This is a genomic window from Allorhizobium pseudoryzae, from assembly GCF_011046245.1.
Taxonomy (GTDB): domain Bacteria; phylum Pseudomonadota; class Alphaproteobacteria; order Rhizobiales; family Rhizobiaceae; genus Neorhizobium; species Neorhizobium pseudoryzae.
The window spans coordinates 409,761-428,359 of the sequence record NZ_CP049241.1; the positions used below are offsets into that span (position 1 = coordinate 409,761).

Annotated in this window: 11 protein-coding genes and 1 pseudogene; 3 read left to right on the top strand and 9 right to left on the bottom strand. The window is 59.0% G+C overall.

All coding sequences use genetic code 11. The features are described from left to right. The first annotated feature begins 9 nt into the window (after positions 1-9). Genes G6N78_RS02170 through G6N78_RS02180 form a run of 3 tightly spaced genes read left to right on the top strand, consistent with a single transcriptional unit; the run spans position 10 to position 6,020 of the window. Positions 10-2,688 (top strand): class I SAM-dependent DNA methyltransferase, encoded by a 2,679-nt coding sequence (locus tag G6N78_RS02170; RefSeq protein ID WP_165215287.1) that lies wholly within the window; start codon positions 10-12, stop codon positions 2,686-2,688. After that, positions 2,689-4,815: a DEAD/DEAH box helicase gene (locus G6N78_RS02175; protein ID WP_165215288.1), complete on the top strand. Its 2,127-nt coding sequence runs from the start codon at positions 2,689-2,691 to the stop codon at positions 4,813-4,815. Next, positions 4,767-6,020 (top strand): GIY-YIG nuclease family protein, encoded by a 1,254-nt coding sequence (locus G6N78_RS02180; RefSeq protein ID WP_206531595.1) that lies wholly within the window; start codon positions 4,767-4,769, stop codon positions 6,018-6,020. Before G6N78_RS02175 ends, G6N78_RS02180 begins: the two co-directional genes overlap by 49 nt. Before the next feature lie 23 nt (positions 6,021-6,043). On the opposite strand, the gene G6N78_RS02185 is transcribed toward G6N78_RS02180, so the two are convergent. From G6N78_RS02185 to G6N78_RS02220, 9 genes and pseudogenes are all read right to left on the bottom strand, one after another. Further along, positions 6,044-9,253: a DEAD/DEAH box helicase gene (locus G6N78_RS02185; RefSeq protein ID WP_165215289.1), complete on the bottom strand. Its 3,210-nt coding sequence runs from the start codon at positions 9,251-9,253 to the stop codon at positions 6,044-6,046. Next, positions 9,250-10,575, bottom strand: coding sequence for an EH signature domain-containing protein (locus G6N78_RS02190; protein ID WP_165215290.1), 1,326 nt, complete (start codon positions 10,573-10,575; stop codon positions 9,250-9,252). Before G6N78_RS02190 ends, G6N78_RS02185 begins: the two co-directional genes overlap by 4 nt. After that, a complete protein-coding gene (locus tag G6N78_RS02195) occupies positions 10,575-11,504 on the bottom strand; it encodes an OmpA family protein (protein ID WP_165215292.1) in 930 nt (309 codons plus the stop codon). The genes G6N78_RS02190 and G6N78_RS02195 overlap by 1 nt, the downstream gene beginning before the upstream one ends. Further along, positions 11,501-12,952, bottom strand: a complete 1,452-nt coding sequence (locus G6N78_RS02200; RefSeq protein ID WP_165215295.1) for a methyl-accepting chemotaxis protein — start codon at positions 12,950-12,952, stop codon at positions 11,501-11,503. The genes G6N78_RS02195 and G6N78_RS02200 overlap by 4 nt, the downstream gene beginning before the upstream one ends. Before the next feature lie 607 nt (positions 12,953-13,559). Further along, positions 13,560-13,697, bottom strand: a pseudogene (locus G6N78_RS25760) (integrase); the annotation flags it as partial. Positions 13,698-13,801: 104 nt separating this feature from the next. Next, positions 13,802-14,908 carry an FAD-dependent oxidoreductase gene (locus tag G6N78_RS02205; protein ID WP_165215297.1) on the bottom strand — a complete coding sequence of 369 codons (1,107 nt, stop codon included), beginning with the start codon at positions 14,906-14,908 and terminating at the stop codon, positions 13,802-13,804. Then, positions 14,901-15,572, bottom strand: a complete 672-nt coding sequence (locus tag G6N78_RS02210) for an ATP-binding cassette domain-containing protein (protein ID WP_165221172.1) — start codon at positions 15,570-15,572, stop codon at positions 14,901-14,903. Before G6N78_RS02210 ends, G6N78_RS02205 begins: the two co-directional genes overlap by 8 nt. A 2-nt stretch (positions 15,573-15,574) precedes the next feature. Then, complete coding sequence (locus G6N78_RS02215) at positions 15,575-17,272, bottom strand: ABC transporter permease (protein WP_165221175.1); 1,698 nt, start codon at positions 17,270-17,272, stop codon at positions 15,575-15,577. A 33-nt stretch (positions 17,273-17,305) separates the two neighbouring features. Beyond that, positions 17,306-18,535 (bottom strand): ABC transporter substrate-binding protein, encoded by a 1,230-nt coding sequence (locus G6N78_RS02220; RefSeq protein WP_206531596.1) that lies wholly within the window; start codon positions 18,533-18,535, stop codon positions 17,306-17,308. Positions 18,536-18,599: the final 64 nt, after the last annotated feature.

Consider the following 18,599-nt stretch of genomic DNA (forward strand, 5'->3'; position numbering starts at 1 on the left):
TGATTTTTCATGATGAACCCCACCGAAATCGCAGACGCTCTTGATGCCATTGCCAAGGCAAGGTTCGACCCCACCGAGTTCGGCTATGCCTTCGCGCAGGCGACGGATAATGCGCAGGCAACCGTTGCAAAGCTGAGGGCGGGCACCACCAACAAGTCGGATATTGCGGGCGGCGTTCTGCTGAACGGCAAGTTTCATTTTGCCCCGGCCCTTCCCGGTATGGCGGCAGACATGCTGGATGCGCTGCGCGCCTCCAAGCGCAGCGTGAAAGCAAAGCCTGCAATCCTGATCGCCACGGACGGCGAGATGATTGCCGCCGAGCATCCGAAATCCGGGGAAACACTGCACTGCCCGTTTGCCGAGCTTGGCACGCATTTTTCCTTCTTCCTGCCTGCGGCGGGCAAGGAGCGCTATCGGGCGGCAGAGGAAAACCCGGTTGATATAAAGGCCACCGGCAAGCTGGCGAAGCTTTACGATGCGCTTATGAAGGCAAACCCGGATTGGGCTGTGCCGGAGCGCCGCCATGCCATGAACCTGTTCATGACGCGGCTGATCTTCTGCCTGTTTTCCGAGGATGTCGGCGTCTTCAAGGAAGATCAGTTCTCATTTGCCGTCTTCTCCTATGGCGGCAACAAGGGCGAACATGCGCGCGATGTGCTGGTGCAGGCCTTTTCCGCCATGAACCTGCCCAAAGGCCAGCGCGAGGGGCTGCCTGCCTGGACCGAAACATTCGAATACGTCAATGGCGGGCTGTTTGCCGATGCCATCGAAGCCCCGGAATTCGACCCTATCTCTTTCCGCTATCTGCGCGATGCCGCAGAGCTGGACTGGAAGCTGATCAACCCGGATATTTTCGGCTCGATGATCCAGTCGATTGCCGATCCCAGGGCCCGCGCCGAACTGGGCATGCACTACACCTCGGTGCCCAATATCATGAAGGTGCTGGGGCCGCTTTTTCTGGATGATCTGGATGAGGCGCTGGACAAGGCCTGGGACAAGCCTGCTGCGCTCAAGACCCAGCTTCACCGTCTGTCGAAAATCCGGGTGTTCGATCCCGCCTGCGGCTCCGGCAACTTTCTTGTCGTCGCCTACCGGCAGATGCGGGAGCGCGAAATTCGCATTCTGAAGCGGTTGGGAGAGCTGGAGGATAATCCGCAGAACGTCATGTTCTCCTCCGTCAGCCTCAACCAGTTCTACGGCATTGAGTTGACCGACTTTGCGGCAGAAACGGCGAAGCTGGCGCTGTTCATTGCCGAATATCAGGCCAATGCCCGCTTTGCCGATGTGTTCGGGCGCATGCCGCCGCTGCTGCCATTGCGGGATGGTGGACAGATCAGGTGTGCCAATGCTCTGCGGGTAAATTGGGATGAGGTTTGCCCGCCTCCCATTGGGGAGGAAGAGGTTTTCATCGCGGGCAATCCGCCATTTTTGGGAGACAACTCCAGGACAGAAGAGCAGAACGAAGATATGGATTTCGTTCTCTCAGACCATTTGGAAGCACATCGGCGGCTAGATTTCGTAGCCTGCTGGGTGTTCAAGGCCGCTAATTACATTCGTGGACGCACGGCAAAGTCAGCTTTGGTTTCGACGAATTCGATTTGCCAAGGGCAATCGGTGGGCGCGCTTTGGCCCCACGTCTTGACGGGGGGCATTGAGATTGGGTTCGCCCATACGTCTTTTAAATGGCGAAACAACGCTTCCGCAAACGCTGCCGTAATCTGCGTGATTGTCGGTCTATGCAATACAAACAAAGATGGGAAGCGGCTATTCCAGAGCGGAATAGAGGCTAGAGCCACCAATATAAATGCCTATTTGTTGGATGCTCCAATCATCTACGTTCACGCAGAGAGTAGATCACTATTTGCGCTACCGTACATGGAGTACGGCAACAAGCCCACCGACGGTGGACATCTTATTCTAAGCCCGGAAGAGCGAGAGGAGTTGCTCAGTGAGCATCCTGCCGCACATAAATTTGTCAAAAAATTTATGGGTTCGGATGAGGTCTGTAACGGTAGGATACGGTATTGCCTTTGGGTTCCTGATGACTGCGCGGAAGAAGCCGCTCAAATTCCTCCAATCAAAGCTCGCTTTGAACAGGTGGCAGCATTCCGCTCGGCCAGCAAGGCTGCGCAAACCAGGCCAGCAGCGGCATACCCACATCGATTTCGCCAAGCACAAAACTGGGCCAGAGAACACGCCATTCTGATCCCTCGAGTAACATCCGAACGCCGGCCATATCTCCCAGTAGATTTTGTTGGCGCCGACGTGATCTCATCGGATCTAAACAACGTTCTCTACGACGCCCCCGACTGGTGCATCGCGCTCATTGCCTCACGTCTGCATCTCGTCTGGATCGCGACCGTTTGCGGCAAGCTGAAATCCGACTTCCGATATTCCAACACGCTGGGCTGGAACACCTTTCCGGTGCCGAAATTCACCGCCGATCAATTGGATCAGCTTTCGGCCTCTGCACGGCGCATTCTGAAAACACGCTATCAACATTACCCGAAAACCATTGCCGACCTCTACGACCCGGAGAAGATGCCGGAGGATCTGCGCGCCGTACACCGGGACAATGATGAGCTACTGGAGAGCATGTATATTGGCCGCCCCTTCCGCAACGAGACGGAGCGGCTGGAAAAGCTGTTCAAGCTCTATGCGGCGCGGGTGAAGCAGGGGGCGAAGTGAATGGTTGAAATGGTCAATGTGCGCTACAACGGCACCGGGCAATCCAAGGCCACCAATGCGCTTGGTCAGCGGCCCATGCAGGCCCGCGCCTATGCCGCCCGCAGCGCGCAGTTCATTCTGTTGAAAGCCCCGCCTGCGGCGGGCAAGAGCCGGGCGCTGATGTTCGTGGCGCTGGACAAGCTGAACCATCAGGGGCTGGCGAAAACCATTGTCTGTGTGCCGGAAACCTCGATTGGCGGCTCTTTCCGCTCAACGGACCTGAAAAGCTACGGTTTCGATGCCGATTGGCAGGTGGAGGACCGCTGGAACCTCTGCCTGTCCGGCACCGAAGATGGGTCAACGGCGCAGAAGGTGAAGGCGTTTTCCGATTTCATGCAATCCGACGCCCGCGTGCTGGTCTGCACCCACGCCACCTTCCGCTTCGGTTTCGAGGCGGTGGAGCGGGCGCACGGGATCGAGGCCTTCGACAACGTGTTCCTCGCCATCGATGAGTTTCACCATGTCTCGGCAGCCGATAACAACCGTCTCGGAGACATTCTGCGGCAGATTATTGTTCGCGGCCAGTGCCATGTGATGGCCATGACCGGCTCTTACTTTCGCGGCGACGCCGTGCCGGTGCTGCGGCCGGAAGACGAGGCGCGCTTCAAGACAATCACCTATTCCTATTATGAGCAGCTTGAAGGCTATGAGTATCTGAAGGCGCTCGGCGTCAATTACAGCTTCTATCGCGGCCAGTACATCAACGGCCTGCCGGATGTGCTGGACACGACGCTCAAGACGATCATCCACATTCCCCATCGTGGTTCGGCGGAAGCCTTTGGCGACAAGAACGATGAGGTGGGCCGCATTCTCGATCTCATCGGCGAGCACATCGGCGTGGAAGAAGGAACGGGCTTCGATCTGATCCGCACGGCAGACGGCCGCGTGCTGAAAGTGGCTGACCTCGTTCACGATGGCCCGGAGCGCGAGGGGGTGAAGGCGGCGCTTTCCCGCGAGATCAAAGGTGCGAATGGAAAGCGGGACGATGCCGCAGACCGCGCCAAGGTGGACATCATCATCGCGCTGGGCATGGCCAAGGAGGGCTTTGACTGGGTGTGGTGCGAACACGCGCTGACCATCGGCTACCGGGCATCTCTCACCGAAATTGTGCAGATCATTGGCCGGGCCACGCGCGATGCGCCGGGCAAGCCGAAAGCCACCTTCACCAATCTTGTCGCGGAACCGGGCGTGGAAACGGCTGCGGTGAAGGATGCCGTCAACGACATGCTGAAGGCCATTTCCGGCTCGCTGCTGATGGAACAGGTGCTGGCACCCAATTTCAAATTCTATCGCCGGGAAGATGGCGATATTCGCGAACCGATCACCGATGACGGTCAGGGCACGATCACCATCGGCATCAAGGGCCTGATGGAGCCGCCCACCGACCGGGCGCGCGACATTTGCGAAAACGATATGGCGGACCTGATGGCAACTGCCTGTCAGGCTGTCGATGCCCGCATCGTGTCTCCAGACACGGCACCGGAAGTGGCAACGCAGATGCTGCTGACGGATATTATCGAGCATCGCTACGAGAACCTCAACGATGAGGAAACCGAGGCCATTCGCCAGAACCTTGCCGCACGCATGAACCTGCTGACACTCGCACGTCAGGAGGCAGAACGTGGATTTCAGGAAGCGGGCACACCGTTTATCGGTGCCGATCAGGCAGGCGGTGAAGCCCCCAGGACGGGCGGCGACGCCGGGCAGGCGGATGGCAACGACGCAGACGACGATATGCGGGCGGCACCCAATACGCTGCTGGCCATGGTGCGCCGCTTCATCAATGTTCGCGAGCTGGATATTGACCTCATCGACAGCGTCAACGCCTTTCAGGAGTGCTTCGAGGTGGCCTCGCGCAGCTTCGATGCCCCGCTTTTGTCTCAGGTACAATCGGCCATGGTGGCCATGCGTGTGCAGATGACGGAAGAGGAAGCACGGACACTGTGGCCCCGGATCAAGCGTTTCCGGGCGCAGGAGGGGCGCGAGCCGAACGTGCATGCAGAAGATGCGCTCGAAAAGCGCATGGCAGAAGCGCTCGCATGGCTCAAGAACCGCAAAGCGCAGACGATGCGGGAGGCGGCAAGCTGATGCCCCGCCCGACACTGGAAGAGATCTTTGCAGAGCCAGACGAATTCGGCCTGCTTGCTGTGAAGCTGAAACCAAGGGCGTCATCTTCCGGGAACAATGGTGTTGCGATCCTGAATGATGTGACGCGCTTTTTCGAGCAGCACGGACGTTTGCCCGACGCCAACGCTTCCAACCACGAAGAGATGCGGCTTGGCACCATATGGGAAAACCTTGCCAAATCTCCGAGCGAGGAGCTTCGGCAAGCGGACAGGCTTGGACTTCTGGCGCGGAAAGAGGAAGTCGCCGAGGTTTCCTGGCGCGATGAGGTTGAAGACGACGACATTCCGGACTCGCTCGATGACATCTTTGCCGAGGATGGTCTGCATGTTCAGCCGGACCTTGTTCAGCTTAAACACGTGACACCTGCTGCAGAACGTCAGGTGCCAGACCACCGGGCGGATTTTATACCCTGCAAGGATTTCGATCAGTTCGCCGGGCTGTTCGAGACCATGCAACAGGCCCTCGACAGTGGCGCACGGGAGGCCACACTGATCGAGAAATGGGCCGTCATCGAACCTGTTGAAGGCGACTTCTTCATCCGCAACGGCCTTCTGGCCTACATCGCGGAAAAGAGTGAAAGCACGCAGCGCGGTGGGGCGCGCGACCATCGCCTGCGGGTGATTTTTTCGAACGGCACCGAAAGTGACCCGCTGATGTCGTCGTTCCGCAAGTCCCTCAACGACGACAAGACGGCTCGCGTCGTCCAGCGTCTAGGGCTTGGCCCGCTCGATCCAGACTGGGAGACCGACAAAGTTTCGCTGTCCGGCACGATCTACGTGGCCCGCAGCCTTTCCGAAGACCCGGCCATCAAGCCCCAGCGCGACATTCTCTACAAGATCGGTGTTACATCACAGGATGTCCGGCGTCGCGTGGCCGATGCCCGGAACGACCCCACCTTCCTTCTGGCACCAGTCGAGATTGTCGCCACCTACGAACTGCAGAACCTGTCTCGCTCGAAGGTCGAGAACTTGCTCCATCGCTTCTTTGATGCCGCAAGACCGGGTGAGCTTTTCATCATTGACCGCTTTGGCAAGAGAATTCGGCCGCGCGAGTGGTTCTATGTGCTGCCGGAACACGTCGCCCGGGCAGCCCAGCTCATCAGGGACGGGCAGCTTCATCTCTATCGATATGACCGCGAGACGCAGAAGATTGTCAGGAGATCGTAGGCTTGGGCCGCGGAAATTATTTCCTATTCCGGCAAGACGTATTCTGGCCAAAGGGTCGCTGTTTTCAATTTTGACTGCGGCACGATAACGCCAGCCGGAAGTCGTGATTGCTCGCTGAGCGTAATGACGGCCGCGTCTCCATTTTCGCCCGACATCGGCATTGGTACAGCGGCATCTGACGAAACGATGATGGAGGCACCGCCTCTGGTCGGCTTCACACGAATGGAGTTTTTGGCCAGTTTCTCAAAATGGAGATCGCTGCGACCTTCAAGGATTTCTTCAACGTTCATGGACTTTAAATCGGATGTCGTCTCCGCCGCCAAAACTGCGTCGTAGAGCATCTTCGTTTCGCCTTCCGTAACATCTCCCGGCCAGAGAATACGCTCCGCAAGAGAACGCTTTCTTTTCATAAGGCTCTGCAACAGGCAGTCAAACGAACCTCGGCCAAGTCCCGGATGAACGGCAAGCGGGATATGGATCGTGACGGGCTTCGTCTGGCCAATGCGGTGAGTGCGGTCGTTACATTGTTCTTCCACAGCAGGATTCCACCATCTGCTGAGATGGATAACATGGTTTGCGGCCGTCAGCGTCAAGCCTGTTCCCGCGGCGCGCGGACCAAGGATCAGAACGTCGAAGCCGCGATCATCGATAAGGTGCCTCTGAAACCGATCAGTAATGTCTTTGCGAGCATCGATGGTCGTGTCGCCATTGATGATCATGACCCGCTCGAGGCCGAATTCGATCCGCACGACCTCAGCGAACCAGGTCTGAACATCGCGATTTTCGACGAAAACCAGTGCGCGCTCATTCTTCGATTTGATATGTCTTAGGATATCGATGGCGGCACTAACCCTGGCTGACGACAGGTTGAATTCCTCCGTCGTCTCACCTTCAAGCAAACCTGGATGCAACGACACCCGCCGCATGTGCTGCAGCAGCGCCAATATACCGCCTCCCTTAGCGCGCACCTCATCGTAACGAAGCATTTGCGCCCTGGGCATTTCGCGCGGATGCAGGACACGAACTTTTGTCGGGAGATGCGGTGCGGCATCCGTTTTCAGCCGGCGCAACGCCAGCGGGGGGTAGTCGTTCTGGCTTCTGAACAGTGCGGAATGGAGGGCGCCCATGCTCGATTCCGTCGGTTTATCGAAGACCCTACGGAACTGCGCGAGCGCTCCGAGCGCGCCCGGAAAGAGCTGGTCGAGAAGAGCCCAGAGATCCCTCGTGGCATTCTCGATCGGCGTTCCCGTCAATCCGATCCGGAAATCAGCGCGGACCGCCTTTGCAGCCTTGGCTCTCATCGTAACGGGGTTCTTAAGGAATTGTATCTCGTCGAACACGGCAAGAGAGCAATCCAGGTCCATCAGGCTGATCGCATAATTGGCAAGCGTCTGATATGTCGTGATGACGACTGCACATCCCCCTTCGGCATTAGCGATCGCCTGAATATCGAGCCGCGCCTCACCCTCACGTAGGTCCTGCCCGCCGCCCGGCTTTTTGTAGGCGTCGAGATATTCCCCATACAAGCGGACAGGCTTGCCCAAACAGCCCGGTTCGAGATGCCGCTCGATCTCGGCTTCCCAGTTCAGCAGCAAGGATGTCGGGGCCACGATCAGGAAGGGTTTTTTCGGAATGCTGCCGTTAGCCATTTCCTCCCTGAGCCAAGTGATGAAGGAAAGCGTCTGCAGCGTTTTGCCGAGCCCCTGTTCATCGGCATTGAGAATGCCCGGAATACCTGCCTGCCAGGCACGCACCTGCCAATCCAGCGATGCCAACTGGTGGCTTTGCAAGGCGGATCTGACCAATGACGGCGTGTTATTATCGAAGTCGCCCGTTCTGCCCCGGACAGCAGGCTTGAAATCGACCTCCCAGAAATTGTCATGGGTAATCGGCAAATAGGCGTCGAGTGTGGTCCCCGTTTCTTCCGACTGCTGGCGCCTGAGAATATCGGCAAGCCTCCTGCTCAGCGCCTCGATGACTTCGGCTGTCGCAGGAATTTCGCCCCCGTCATGGCCGATCGACGACAGGCCACTCCGAAGAGCGTTCCGCAACCGTTCGATCACATCCTCCAGCTCTTCGTCCGGGATGATAGCCAGTCTTTCACCAAGCTCGGTGTCTATCCCTTCCGGCAGCCACCGGGTGCCCGAACCCTGAATGGTGTCGATTGTGGTGACCTGCCATTTTCCAACGCCGACGACGCGCGAAACCCACTCTTCCGTTTCGATCCAGGCGCGGGCAATCGCTTCCTCGACCCTTTCGGTGCGTGCCTGCGGGCTCATAAGGGCCGTCAGTCGCCCTTCCCGACTGAGAGCCATCTCGATCGCCTCGGCGACAATCCGGCCCGCATCCGCAATGAACGCGCGTCGGGCTTCCTCGTCCTTGCCGGCATATGCTGCAATCGTGTCGATCACCGGCACGGCGGAACGATCGACGATCAGAAATTTTCCGTTCGCCACACGAAAGGCAGGTTGTGCGCCGCGCCGCAAGGCTGCCGTCTTGAATTCATCCAGTTCGCGGCCGTGGAGCAAGGCGGACGTGGTCGCGACCGCTCCATCCGCTGACGGCTGTTGATCGGCAAATGGAAGCGGAAAGAAATTTGTTTCATCCTCCGGGTCGAACCCTATACCGACGGCTCCACAGGTAACCACGGACACATCGCGCAGAAAACCTTCGAGCGCTGCCTTGTCCTCACCGGCATCACCGTCGAAAAGCCGGCGGAACCGGCCAAGCGCCAACCAGTGGTCCGTCAGCGTACCGCTCTTGCCGAGCTCTTCCGCTTCGGCGATCGCCAGATAGATTGGCTCCGGGATCCGCATGACATTTGAAGGCGGCCCCAGAAAGGCGCCCGTCAACGGCAGAACAACGCGCCTTCCCGCGCGCTCCCACCACCATTCGATCCGGAAATCGGGACTGCCCACGGTTCCAATGAGCCGGGCCCGAAAGGTGACATCATGGAGCAGCGGCGGCAGGCCCAAAGTCGCGGCCGCCCGGACGTCAAGCCGCGCGACAAGCGGGTGCCGAATGACGACCATATTGGGCTCGACCGAGTGGAGGGCATTGTTCGGGTCAAGCTGCCTCAGGCGCGACAGTGCTAGCGCCGTCTCCATTTCCTCGCGCGGGAGCTTCGAAAGATCTGGCCTAGCCTGTGTCCTGAACCTAGACAGCCAGTCTTTTTTCTCCGATTGGATACTGAGAAACGCTGCATCCGGATCAAATCGAAAATCAAACTTCATCGAAGAACCCGCTCCTCGACCCAACTTTGCCAAGCGTCGTAGGAATCGTGAATGCGGGTCATTCTGTCGCCTTGAGGCAACATGATATCCTCTGCATCATATTCATCTTGATAAAGAGCAGGAGCGCGCCGATCCCCGCTGAGGAAGAGGTGAACACGATAATCGTGCGAACCTTCGACGACCGTGTAACGCCCCACCTTCATGATCAGCAGGCAGGTTTCCTTCTTGCGGCCCGTCGCGGTTTGCAGTGCCGCAGCCTGCCCCGCTTTTCCGCCATTCTCGCTGAATATGTTGAGAGCAATATCCATTGCAGGCCGGGACAGTGCGACCCAGGCTTCAGTGACCCGTCCTTTATCATACAGGCCCTTCCAGAAATGGTGTCGCGTAGGCCACATGTGGTTCCCGGTGGCCTTCGTGATTATGTCGAGCAAAGCATCTATGCTCTGCCCCGCAAGCCATCTGAGCAGAATTGTGCGGCGATCCACCGCCACAAGAGGCCAGAACGCTTTTGCTTCGGCACTACTTTCGTAACGCGGATCGCCGAAGGCCTCGATAATCCGGTCAGTCAGAAACGTGCGAAATTCGGGAGCGGGCATATCGGAACGCCAGGGCTCCAGAAATTTCTCCACTGCCTTTGCTGCGAGGTCGTCGGACACAGGCTTGTGTCCCCGGGGCCTTATCCAGCCAAAAATCCGTTCGACATGCTGGTTCGTCATGACAGGAGGTAGCAGCTTGAGCCAGGCCAGGCAAGCTTCCGTCGAAAGCTGCCCGGCATGCGGAGAGGCAAGCCCTGCATCGAGCAGCCAGTGGAACGGATTCGCTTGAATGAGCATCTTCTCAGCGAGCCGTATCGGCGCTTCGTCGGTATCCAGCAGTTCCGGAACCGCGACAAACAACCGCTTCCAGCGGAAGGACAGATGGGACCCCCGTGCCTGCAGGATCGACGCCAGCCAGCGGGTCCTCTCACCGTGTCTGGTCCAGCCGGAGAAATACGCTTCGGCAACCGCGTCGAGAAGAATGGAGCTGGTTGTCGCCTCGAGCTCCTTCCTCAGAAAATAGGTGACGGCATCCGGGATCCTGTCCCCATCCAGAAAAGCTCGGGTGGCAAGCGAGATGTTACCGACGGTCACGCCTTCCCAGTCCCAGTTCCGCAGGGCGACATCGAGCCGCAGGATGGCCTCGCCCACGGAGACAGGGGTCGCAGTCACAAGATCCGGAAACGCCCTCTTCACGTTTGTCACGGCCTGCGTCAGTTCTATGGGAGCCGCAAGCTCCTGGCGCCGCACCATACGGGATGCTCGAATTGCTTCGATGAGGGTCATCAGGGCACCTCGGTCAGGGCGTTCTTGATCGCCGAAATATCGGCCTCCTTTGCGGGCACGGCCATGATAAACCGAAGATCGATCCGGCGATTGGCATCCTTGCCGGTATCGGTCGCGTTGGATTGAATGGGGCGCCCCTTGCCAAAGCCTGCCACCGAAAGGACAGGCTGCGCGCTTCTATTGTTGAAGTTGAGGAGATCAGGCCGCTGCGACGTCATAAGTGAATAGACAGACGAGGCGCGGTTTGCGCTCAGCCTCATGTTCAGAATGTCGGTGCCACGGTCGTCGGTATGGCCTTCTACTTGCAGAGAGTCGATCACTGCATATCCCGGATTACAATCCGGGCTGAATCTCTTGCGCAGGCCTAGTGAGAAACATCCAAGATTTCGATCTAATATTTCAGCGATCTTGCTGACGCGCAGCGATCCGGTAGCTGTTGGCACGTCAGCATTCGTTTCGAACAGACCGTCGCCCGAAAATTGCAGCGACTCGAAGTTCGCGCTGATGCTGACATTGACGCCTTTGATCTCGTCGTCGATCTGTTTCTTCAGGCTCGTCAAAAGAGCTCTGCGGGTTTCCGAAACCTTATTGTTGTACACTTCCATCTGGTTCGGAGCACTTGGCATCGCCAACCGCCTCCGCAAATCGTCGATCTCCTCTTTCATTGCCTGCACGTCGTCGGATACCTGAAGGTCGGACGTTCCGATAATCGTCTGTACCTTACGCAGCTCTTTTTCCATCTCGGTTTTTTGTTTGAGGATTTCGTCATACTGCGAACGCGGCACGGTCTCAGGGTCAGTGAACTGAGTCGCAAAAAAAGCAAGTAGGATCATGATGACGAAGAGGAAGCTGATCGTCATATCGGCCATCGAGATGAAGACGGACTCTTCCTCTTCTTCCTGAGGGCGCGTCCCACCCGCGCCCCTCATTCCGCGGGCCTCTCGCTTTCGGGCCTGAAAGCTTTCGCGTTTTCGATAACAGCCTGCAGAGTACCCAGAGCGTCAGCATACTGCTGATGAACCGCATTCGCATGGTTTTCAACTTCCGAAACCGACCTGCCAATTTCAGTTGAAAAGGTCTTGAATGCTTTTTCGAGCTGCCCGTCATACGATGCAGCACGGGCTTCGAAATTCTTGATCTGCTCTCGGATGGATTCCGCGGCGGCGACTACCACACCGCGCTCTGAATCCAGAGCTTTTCGTGCCGATTGAACCATCTCGACGCTCGCATCAGCAATTTGCTTGGTCGTCGTGGCTGTTCCGGTGATAGCTTCGACCATCGGCTCCGTCGCATCAGCGAGGCCGCTTCCGGCGCGAGAAAGATTATCAGTCACGAGTTCCAGCCTGCGTGCGGCGCCGTCAAGCCCGACCGCCGTCCGTTCGGCAGCGACCGTAAACTGCTCCGCGGCTTCGCTGATTTTTGTAGCAAGGCCATTGAGCGTGTCGGATGCGCTTTCCAGCCGATCGCTCGCCTTATCCATCGCCGCCGCGAGCCCCGTGGATAGCGATCGGGAGATGTCGTCGACCATCGTCCCCACATGGGTGTTGCTGGCGGCCAGGGCATTCTCAAGCGGCTTAGAGATCGCAGCGATGAGATCATGGTTAAGTTTCTGCATGTGATCGCGCTGCTCGACGATCGCCTCAAGCTGGCGCTCTGCCAAATCTTCGAGACTGACGAAATTCATGCGGATTTCGATCTCATGCGTGAGCTTTCGCATGGTGCCTTCCAACCGCTGGCCACCCACGCGTAAGAAGGCAGTGAAAACGATCGAGCACAAAAGCCCCGTCAGCGACATGATAAATTTTGCAGATGCAACGGATAGCAACTGCGTAAGTGCTTCGCGAACCTGAGCCTGATCACCGCCCTTGAGACTCTCACCGGTCTGCTGGAGCGCGGCAATCAGACCGAGAAACGTCGCGGCAAGCCCGATCGACACGAGAAAGCCCGGTACAAACCTCCAGCCGGATACGCTGAAGCCCATGTCCTCAAGATTGAAGAAAACCGACGGCCTGATCGAATTCCGCACACCAAGAGCGGTTCCCGATCGCGGCTCAATCGTTGTCTCGCGAAACTCCTTCCAGGTGTCTGCTAGATGACGCGCGGCGCGTCCATTTTGCTTCGCAAGCCGGTTCTGTATATCTTCGAAGCTCTCCTGCAGGCCGGAGGCACCATTCGTCTTTTTGACGAGATCCACGGCCGACCGAAGAACCTTCGTGCGGCTCCGCACAGTCGAGACAAACCCCATAACCAGCAGAAGAAGAAGCAATACAAGTAAAAGGCTGAACAATCCTGGCGCGGGTGGTTCCTTCAGGAGGGATGCCAGCTCAAGGACCAGATCTCGCGTTGCAATACCAGATTGAAGCAACGTCTCGAACATTTGTCCCCCATATTCCCGCCATCCCAGAACGAAACCCTAAGAGCATCATATCGATAACGATTCTATGAATGATTGCAACGTGGCCAAACCGGCAGGAATAGTGAATGTACGTCTATCTGGTATGCCCGCGAACTCCGTAACCGTCACGCTTTTCCCGGCTCGACCGCGTCGCTCGAGACGCCCGGCGTGCTATCGCTGGATCTTCGCACCGATGAGGTGCAAATGCGGAAATTATTTCCGCCACTGTTGTCCTTTTGGCTGATAACCTGCCACTGAAGTCTCACCCGGCTGCGATCAGAGCTTCGGCGGATTTTTGATCAGCCAATGGCGTGGTGGGGCAACCGGCAGAAACACCAAGCTCCTGATCGCGGAGCGTTGGAACCGGTTGCGGCGATGATACCGGCAACGTCCGCAGCAGTCTGGTATGCGAGCGATTGGTGCGACACAAATTGTTGAAGTCGTCGGTCCATTCTGCAATGACGCTGTAAGCGTGATCGAGTTCCTTAGCCTTACCCTAACCAACGACAGTTTTGGGGCCGACAGGAGACTGTCCGCTTCGCACGCTAGAACCGCAGAAGCGGACAACCGGAATCAGTACTAAGATAGCCTAAATCTCGGTACGCTCCGCTAACTCAAGGGCATCTTCAACGTCGACGCCGAGATACCGCACGGTGTTTTCAATCTTGCTATGCCCCAACAGGATCTGGATCGCGCGAAGATTGCCCGTCGCCTTGTAGATCAGAGCAAACCTGATTGCGGAAGCACATCCGGTTCAGAAAAGTACGACACAGGCACGCTCTGAAGACCGGGCGGAAGGCAGGGACGGACCAGAATAGGACGGCCGTCGCTTCACCGTCGATACTTCTGGATGAATCGGCTGTCGATGCGATACTTCCATCGGGCCACCCAAGCGCCAGAGATTGCCAGGCCCCACTTGTCGGCAATCGCCCGCCCATCGGAGAGCGAGATCAGCACCAGCCAGTAGGACTGCGGGCAGTAGGGCTTAAGGCGCTTTTGAGAGAGGCTGCGATGGATGTTTGCAGTCAGGACGGGCCCCTGACGCACAGCGAAGACGCCGGCCTTGGGCCGTGGGTCTGGCAAAGACGCGACATCACCGGCCGCGAAAACATCCCGATGAGAAAGGGATCGCAAGGTATGATCCACGCGTATGAAACCCATGTCGTCGAGGAGGAGCCCGGTTTCGCGCAGGAAGGCAGGCGCGCCGCTTGATGTTGTCCAGACGACCTCATCCACCGCGAGCCGCCGCCCGTCACGCGACACCAGTTCGCCGTCGCGAAAAGCCACAACATCGAAAGCCGGGTGGTGAGCGATGCCTGCTTTGCGCATTTCCCGTTCGAGCAGTCGCCGCGACCAACGGCTACGCTCCGGAACCGGCTCTGCGGTACGCCCGACGAGGGAAACACCGATACCGCGTCCCTCCAACCGGCGCTTCAACGCAAAGGCCACCTCGACACCAGCGACGCCCTGCCCCACCACCGCCAGTGTTGAGAGCCGTCCCTCTCCCGCCAGCGCATCGAGCCGAGCAAGCCGATCGGCAAAACTCGCGATTGGCTTTACGGAGATGCCGGTCGATATGCCCTTGGGCAGTGAGGGCGTTGAGCCGATATCGATCGAGAGCAGGCCGTAGCCGAGGGTTTCGCCGCTCGCGAGCGAGACCACGCGCTGTTCCGGGTCAATGCCGGTCGCAGTAGTTTCGAGGAAGGTGACGCCGGCGCGTGTGCACAAGGCAGCCAGATCAATATGGAAATCGTCGAAACTGTATTCACCGGAGATATGGCCCGGCAACATGCCGGAATACGGTGCATGACGGGAGGGCGAAACCAGCGTGATCTGCGCGCCGAAGCCGAGCTCGCCCAGCCGGCGCACCACCTCGACATGGGCGTGGCCACCGCCGAGCAGAATGACCGGGACGGGCGTTGTGCGTCCCTCAGCCATCCGAGGGCTCCTTCATGCCGATACGATGAACAGGACCGCCCGCAGCCTCGGCATCGGCCTCGTCATGGGTCACGAGAATGACCGGCAGGCCGGCGGTCCTTGCGCGCTCGAACACCAAAGCGCGCATCTGGGCACGCAGCTCCATGTCGAGTTTGGAGAAGGGTTCGTCGAGCAGCAGCAATCTGGGTCGGGAGACCAAAACACGGGCAAGCGCCACCCGCGCCTTCTGCCCGCCCGAAAGCGTGGCCGGGTCGCGGTCGGTAAAACCTGTGAGGTCCATGTCGGCCAGAATGTCTGCCGCGATCTGCCTGCGCTGGCGGCGATCAGCGACATCTGCCGGGATGGCGAAGGCGACATTGGCCCCGACGGACATATGCGGAAAGAGCAGCGGATCCTGAAAGAGGATCCCGGCCCGGCGGGCTTGCGGTTCAAGCGGCAGCAGATCGACACCATCGACTGAGACGGTCCCCTCGGCGCGGAACGCGGGATCGAGGAAACCACCGATGAAGGACAGCAAGGTGGATTTGCCGGATCCCGACGGTCCCATGACGGTGAAGACCGAACCGGAAGGCACGTCTGCGGTCAGCTCGATCAGGCTGACATCTCCGAGGCGGATCAGGATATTCGCGAGGCAGAGGCCGTTGGTGGGCTGTCGCTGGAGCATCATCACACCCTCATGTCCCGGCGATTGCGGTGAAGGGCTGCGGGGATCAGCGCGGCGAGCGCGAAGGCGAGGAAAGGCAGGATGGTCTGCAGCAGGGCATAGACTCCGATGACGCGGCGATTGTTGCCGGAGGCGAGAGCGACGGCCTCCGTGGTGATAGTCGAGAGCCGCCCCTCGCCGATCAGCAATGTCGGCAGATACTGCCCGACCGAGACGGCAAAGCCAACGGCGAGCGCCGTCAGGATCGGGCGGATCAGCATGGGCAGGCGGATCGACAGCAGCACCGAAATCCGCGACCGACCAAGGGCCGTGGCGATGATCTCGTAGCGGCGGTCGAGTGCCCTCCAGTGATCCGCCAGCGAAAGGAAGACATAAGGCAGCACGAAGACGAGGTGAACGAGCACGAGTGCTATGAGCCTGTATTCGCCGCCACCGCTATAAATGAAAAGAAGCTGCAGGCCGAAAACGAAGGTGATCTGCGGCACGATCAGCGGCAGGTAGAGCATCAACAGCGCCTTATCGCCGACGCTGCGTCCCGTCTGAAGCTCGCGTTCGAGGCAGCCGATGGTCAAGAGGATGGCCATGAGCGTCGAGGCAAGGCCCGTCACCAGCGTCGTCACCAGCGGGTCGGCAATGCGCGGCAGGGCACTCATCCAGCTTCTGAACGTAAAATTCTGCGGCAGGAGATCGGGAAACTGCCACAGACCGGCGAGAGACCAGAGGGCCAGAATTGCAAGGCCTGCAAACACCGCGCCGCCGATCAGGCCGACGATAAGGATCGAGGCGCGGCGCAGGAACTGGTCGCGGAGGAACCGCCAGCCTTTTTCTCTTGCCAGGCGAAGCAGGAGAGACGCCAGACGTTCGACGGCAAACCAGGACAGGAGTGCGACCACGGTGACACCCAGTTGCAGGACGGCACCGGCCGAGGCGAGGAAACGCGCCGACAGATCCGGATCATTCATCCACTGGACGAGCCGGGTTCCCAGCGTGCCGGGCAAGTCAGGGCCGAGGATCAGGGCCACGTCTACGACAGACGACGAGTAGGCGATGACGGCGTAGACGGCAAAACGGATCTGCCGGTAGAGCGCCGGCCAGAGCAGGTAGACGAAGCCTGCGATGCGTCCATAGCCGAAGGAGGCTGCAAGCCTTCGGGCCGCCGGGAGTTCGACCTGCAGCAAGGCTGCGAGCGTGACGAGAAAGAGGAAGGGCGTTTCCTTGATCACCAGGCCCGCAATCATCGTCAGCCCCATCGGATCATGGGGAATGAGAATATCCGGCGGCCGATCGATGCCGAGAAGTGGCGCGACAAGGCGGATGAGGAAGCCTGAGGGGGCAATCAGGAAGGCAAAGCCAAAGGCGGCGGCCGCATGCGGAACTGCCAGCAGCGGCGACAGCAGATGCTGCAGGCGCGACAGCGTTGGTGTGCCCGCGTAACTCGCAACGAAGACCAGCGTGATGCCGAGAGAGATGAACGTGGCGGCGAGCCCGGTTGCCACACTCAAGACCGCGGCTGTCGCCACGCCCGGTGTGGCCGCAAGGTCTCGAAAGGGTTGCAGGCTGAGGTCATCTCCGCCGAGCGCGGGCAGGTAGCCGAAGGCCGGCAGCAGCGTGCCAAGGAGCCCGAAGGTGATCGGCAAGACCAGAAGGCCAAGCGTGAGGGCGACCGCACTCCTCGGGAGACGTGCGGTTAATCCTGCCACGAAAGAGCGATCGGTCGCTTTAGCTGTCACGGCTTAGTTGCCGCTGGCATAGCGTCGGCGCCATTCAACCTCGATGCGCTCCATCCAGCTCGCATGCGGCTCGGCAATCACGGGACCGAGCTTGTCCGGAGAAAGGGTGGCTGCTCCGAGGTCAAGCGCTGCGAAGGCGGCACGATCGGCTTCCGAAAGCTTCGGCATGGCAAGAACGGTCGGATCCCCCCAATAGGCCGGGTCCTGCTTACGAAGCTGGGCTTCCGGCGAGATGAGGAAGTTCGCTGTCAGCAGCGCCCCCTCCTTGGCATTGGCATTGTAGGGAATGGCGACGAAATGAGTGTTGCCGAGCGTGCCGCCGGAGAAGGTGAAGGAGCGTACCGTCTCGGGCAGTTCGCCTGCCTTGATGCCGGCAGAGGCTTCGGACGGATTGAAGGCGAAGATGATGTCCAACTCGCCGTCAGCCAGCTTCTGCTTCATATCCGGATAGTTCTGCGGGAAGGTCTTGCCCGAACGCCAGGCGACCGGATGCAACTGATCGAGATAGGCGAACAGCGGCTCCACATCCTGCTCGAAGCTCTCCTCGACCACCGGCTTTGCCAGCTTGGCGGGATCGGCGATCACTTCGCTCAGCACCTGTTTCAGGAATGAGGAGCCAATGAAATCCGGCGGCGCGGGATAGGAGAACCGTCCTGGATTGTTCTTCGCCCAGTCGAGCAGTTGCTTGGCATTGTCCGGCAGACTGGATGCTTCCGTGCGGGCGCTGTCGTAGAAGAAGACCATCTTCGCGCCGCCCCAGGGGCTTTCCAGCCCTTCCGTCGGCTCGGTGAAGTCAGTCAGAATGGTGGGCTGGTTCTCGATATCGACATAGCGCCAGTTGGGTAGCGCCGTTGCCCAGCCGGGGGTGAGGAGCAGATCCTGCTGCTTCATCGAGACGAAGTTCTCGCCATTGATCCAGATGAGATCGACCGACCCGCCCTCGTTCTTGCCGGCGGCTTTCTCGGCGATCACCTTGGCAACGGCGCTTGCGGTATCCTCAAGCTTTACCTGCACGACGGTCACACCGTAGCGCGACTGCATTTCGGCGCCGACCCATTCGAGATAGGCGTTGATGTTTTCAGACCCGCCCCAGGCGTTGAAGTACACCGTCTGGCCGGACGCTGCCTTTTCCAGGGCAGCCCAATCGGCCAGCTCGGGGCCGGCAGCCTTGGCCGGAACGATACTTGTGGCTGCCATCAGTGCGGCGGCGAAAATCCCTGTCATCAATCGCATTGTGTGCCCTACTCCCTCAAAATCGACCGCCGGACGCTGATGCGTTGCGGCTTTTGTTTGAACT

Coding starts and splice junctions, on each gene's coding strand:
- G6N78_RS02185 (WP_165215289.1), bottom strand. CDS start 9,253: ATGAAGTTTGATTTTCGATTTGATCCGGATGCAGCGTTTCTCAGTATC.
- G6N78_RS02205 (WP_165215297.1), bottom strand. CDS start 14,908: ATGGCTGAGGGACGCACAACGCCCGTCCCGGTCATTCTGCTCGGCGGT.
- G6N78_RS02220 (WP_206531596.1), bottom strand. CDS start 18,535: ATGCGATTGATGACAGGGATTTTCGCCGCCGCACTGATGGCAGCCACA.
- G6N78_RS02210 (WP_165221172.1), bottom strand. CDS start 15,572: ATGCTCCAGCGACAGCCCACCAACGGCCTCTGCCTCGCGAATATCCTG.
- G6N78_RS02170 (WP_165215287.1), top strand. CDS start 10: ATGATGAACCCCACCGAAATCGCAGACGCTCTTGATGCCATTGCCAAG.
- G6N78_RS02190 (WP_165215290.1), bottom strand. CDS start 10,575: ATGACCCTCATCGAAGCAATTCGAGCATCCCGTATGGTGCGGCGCCAG.
- G6N78_RS02175 (WP_165215288.1), top strand. CDS start 2,689: ATGGTTGAAATGGTCAATGTGCGCTACAACGGCACCGGGCAATCCAAG.
- G6N78_RS02195 (WP_165215292.1), bottom strand. CDS start 11,504: ATGAGGGGCGCGGGTGGGACGCGCCCTCAGGAAGAAGAGGAAGAGTCC.
- G6N78_RS02180 (WP_206531595.1), top strand. CDS start 4,767: ATGGCTCAAGAACCGCAAAGCGCAGACGATGCGGGAGGCGGCAAGCTG.
- G6N78_RS02200 (WP_165215295.1), bottom strand. CDS start 12,952: ATGTTCGAGACGTTGCTTCAATCTGGTATTGCAACGCGAGATCTGGTC.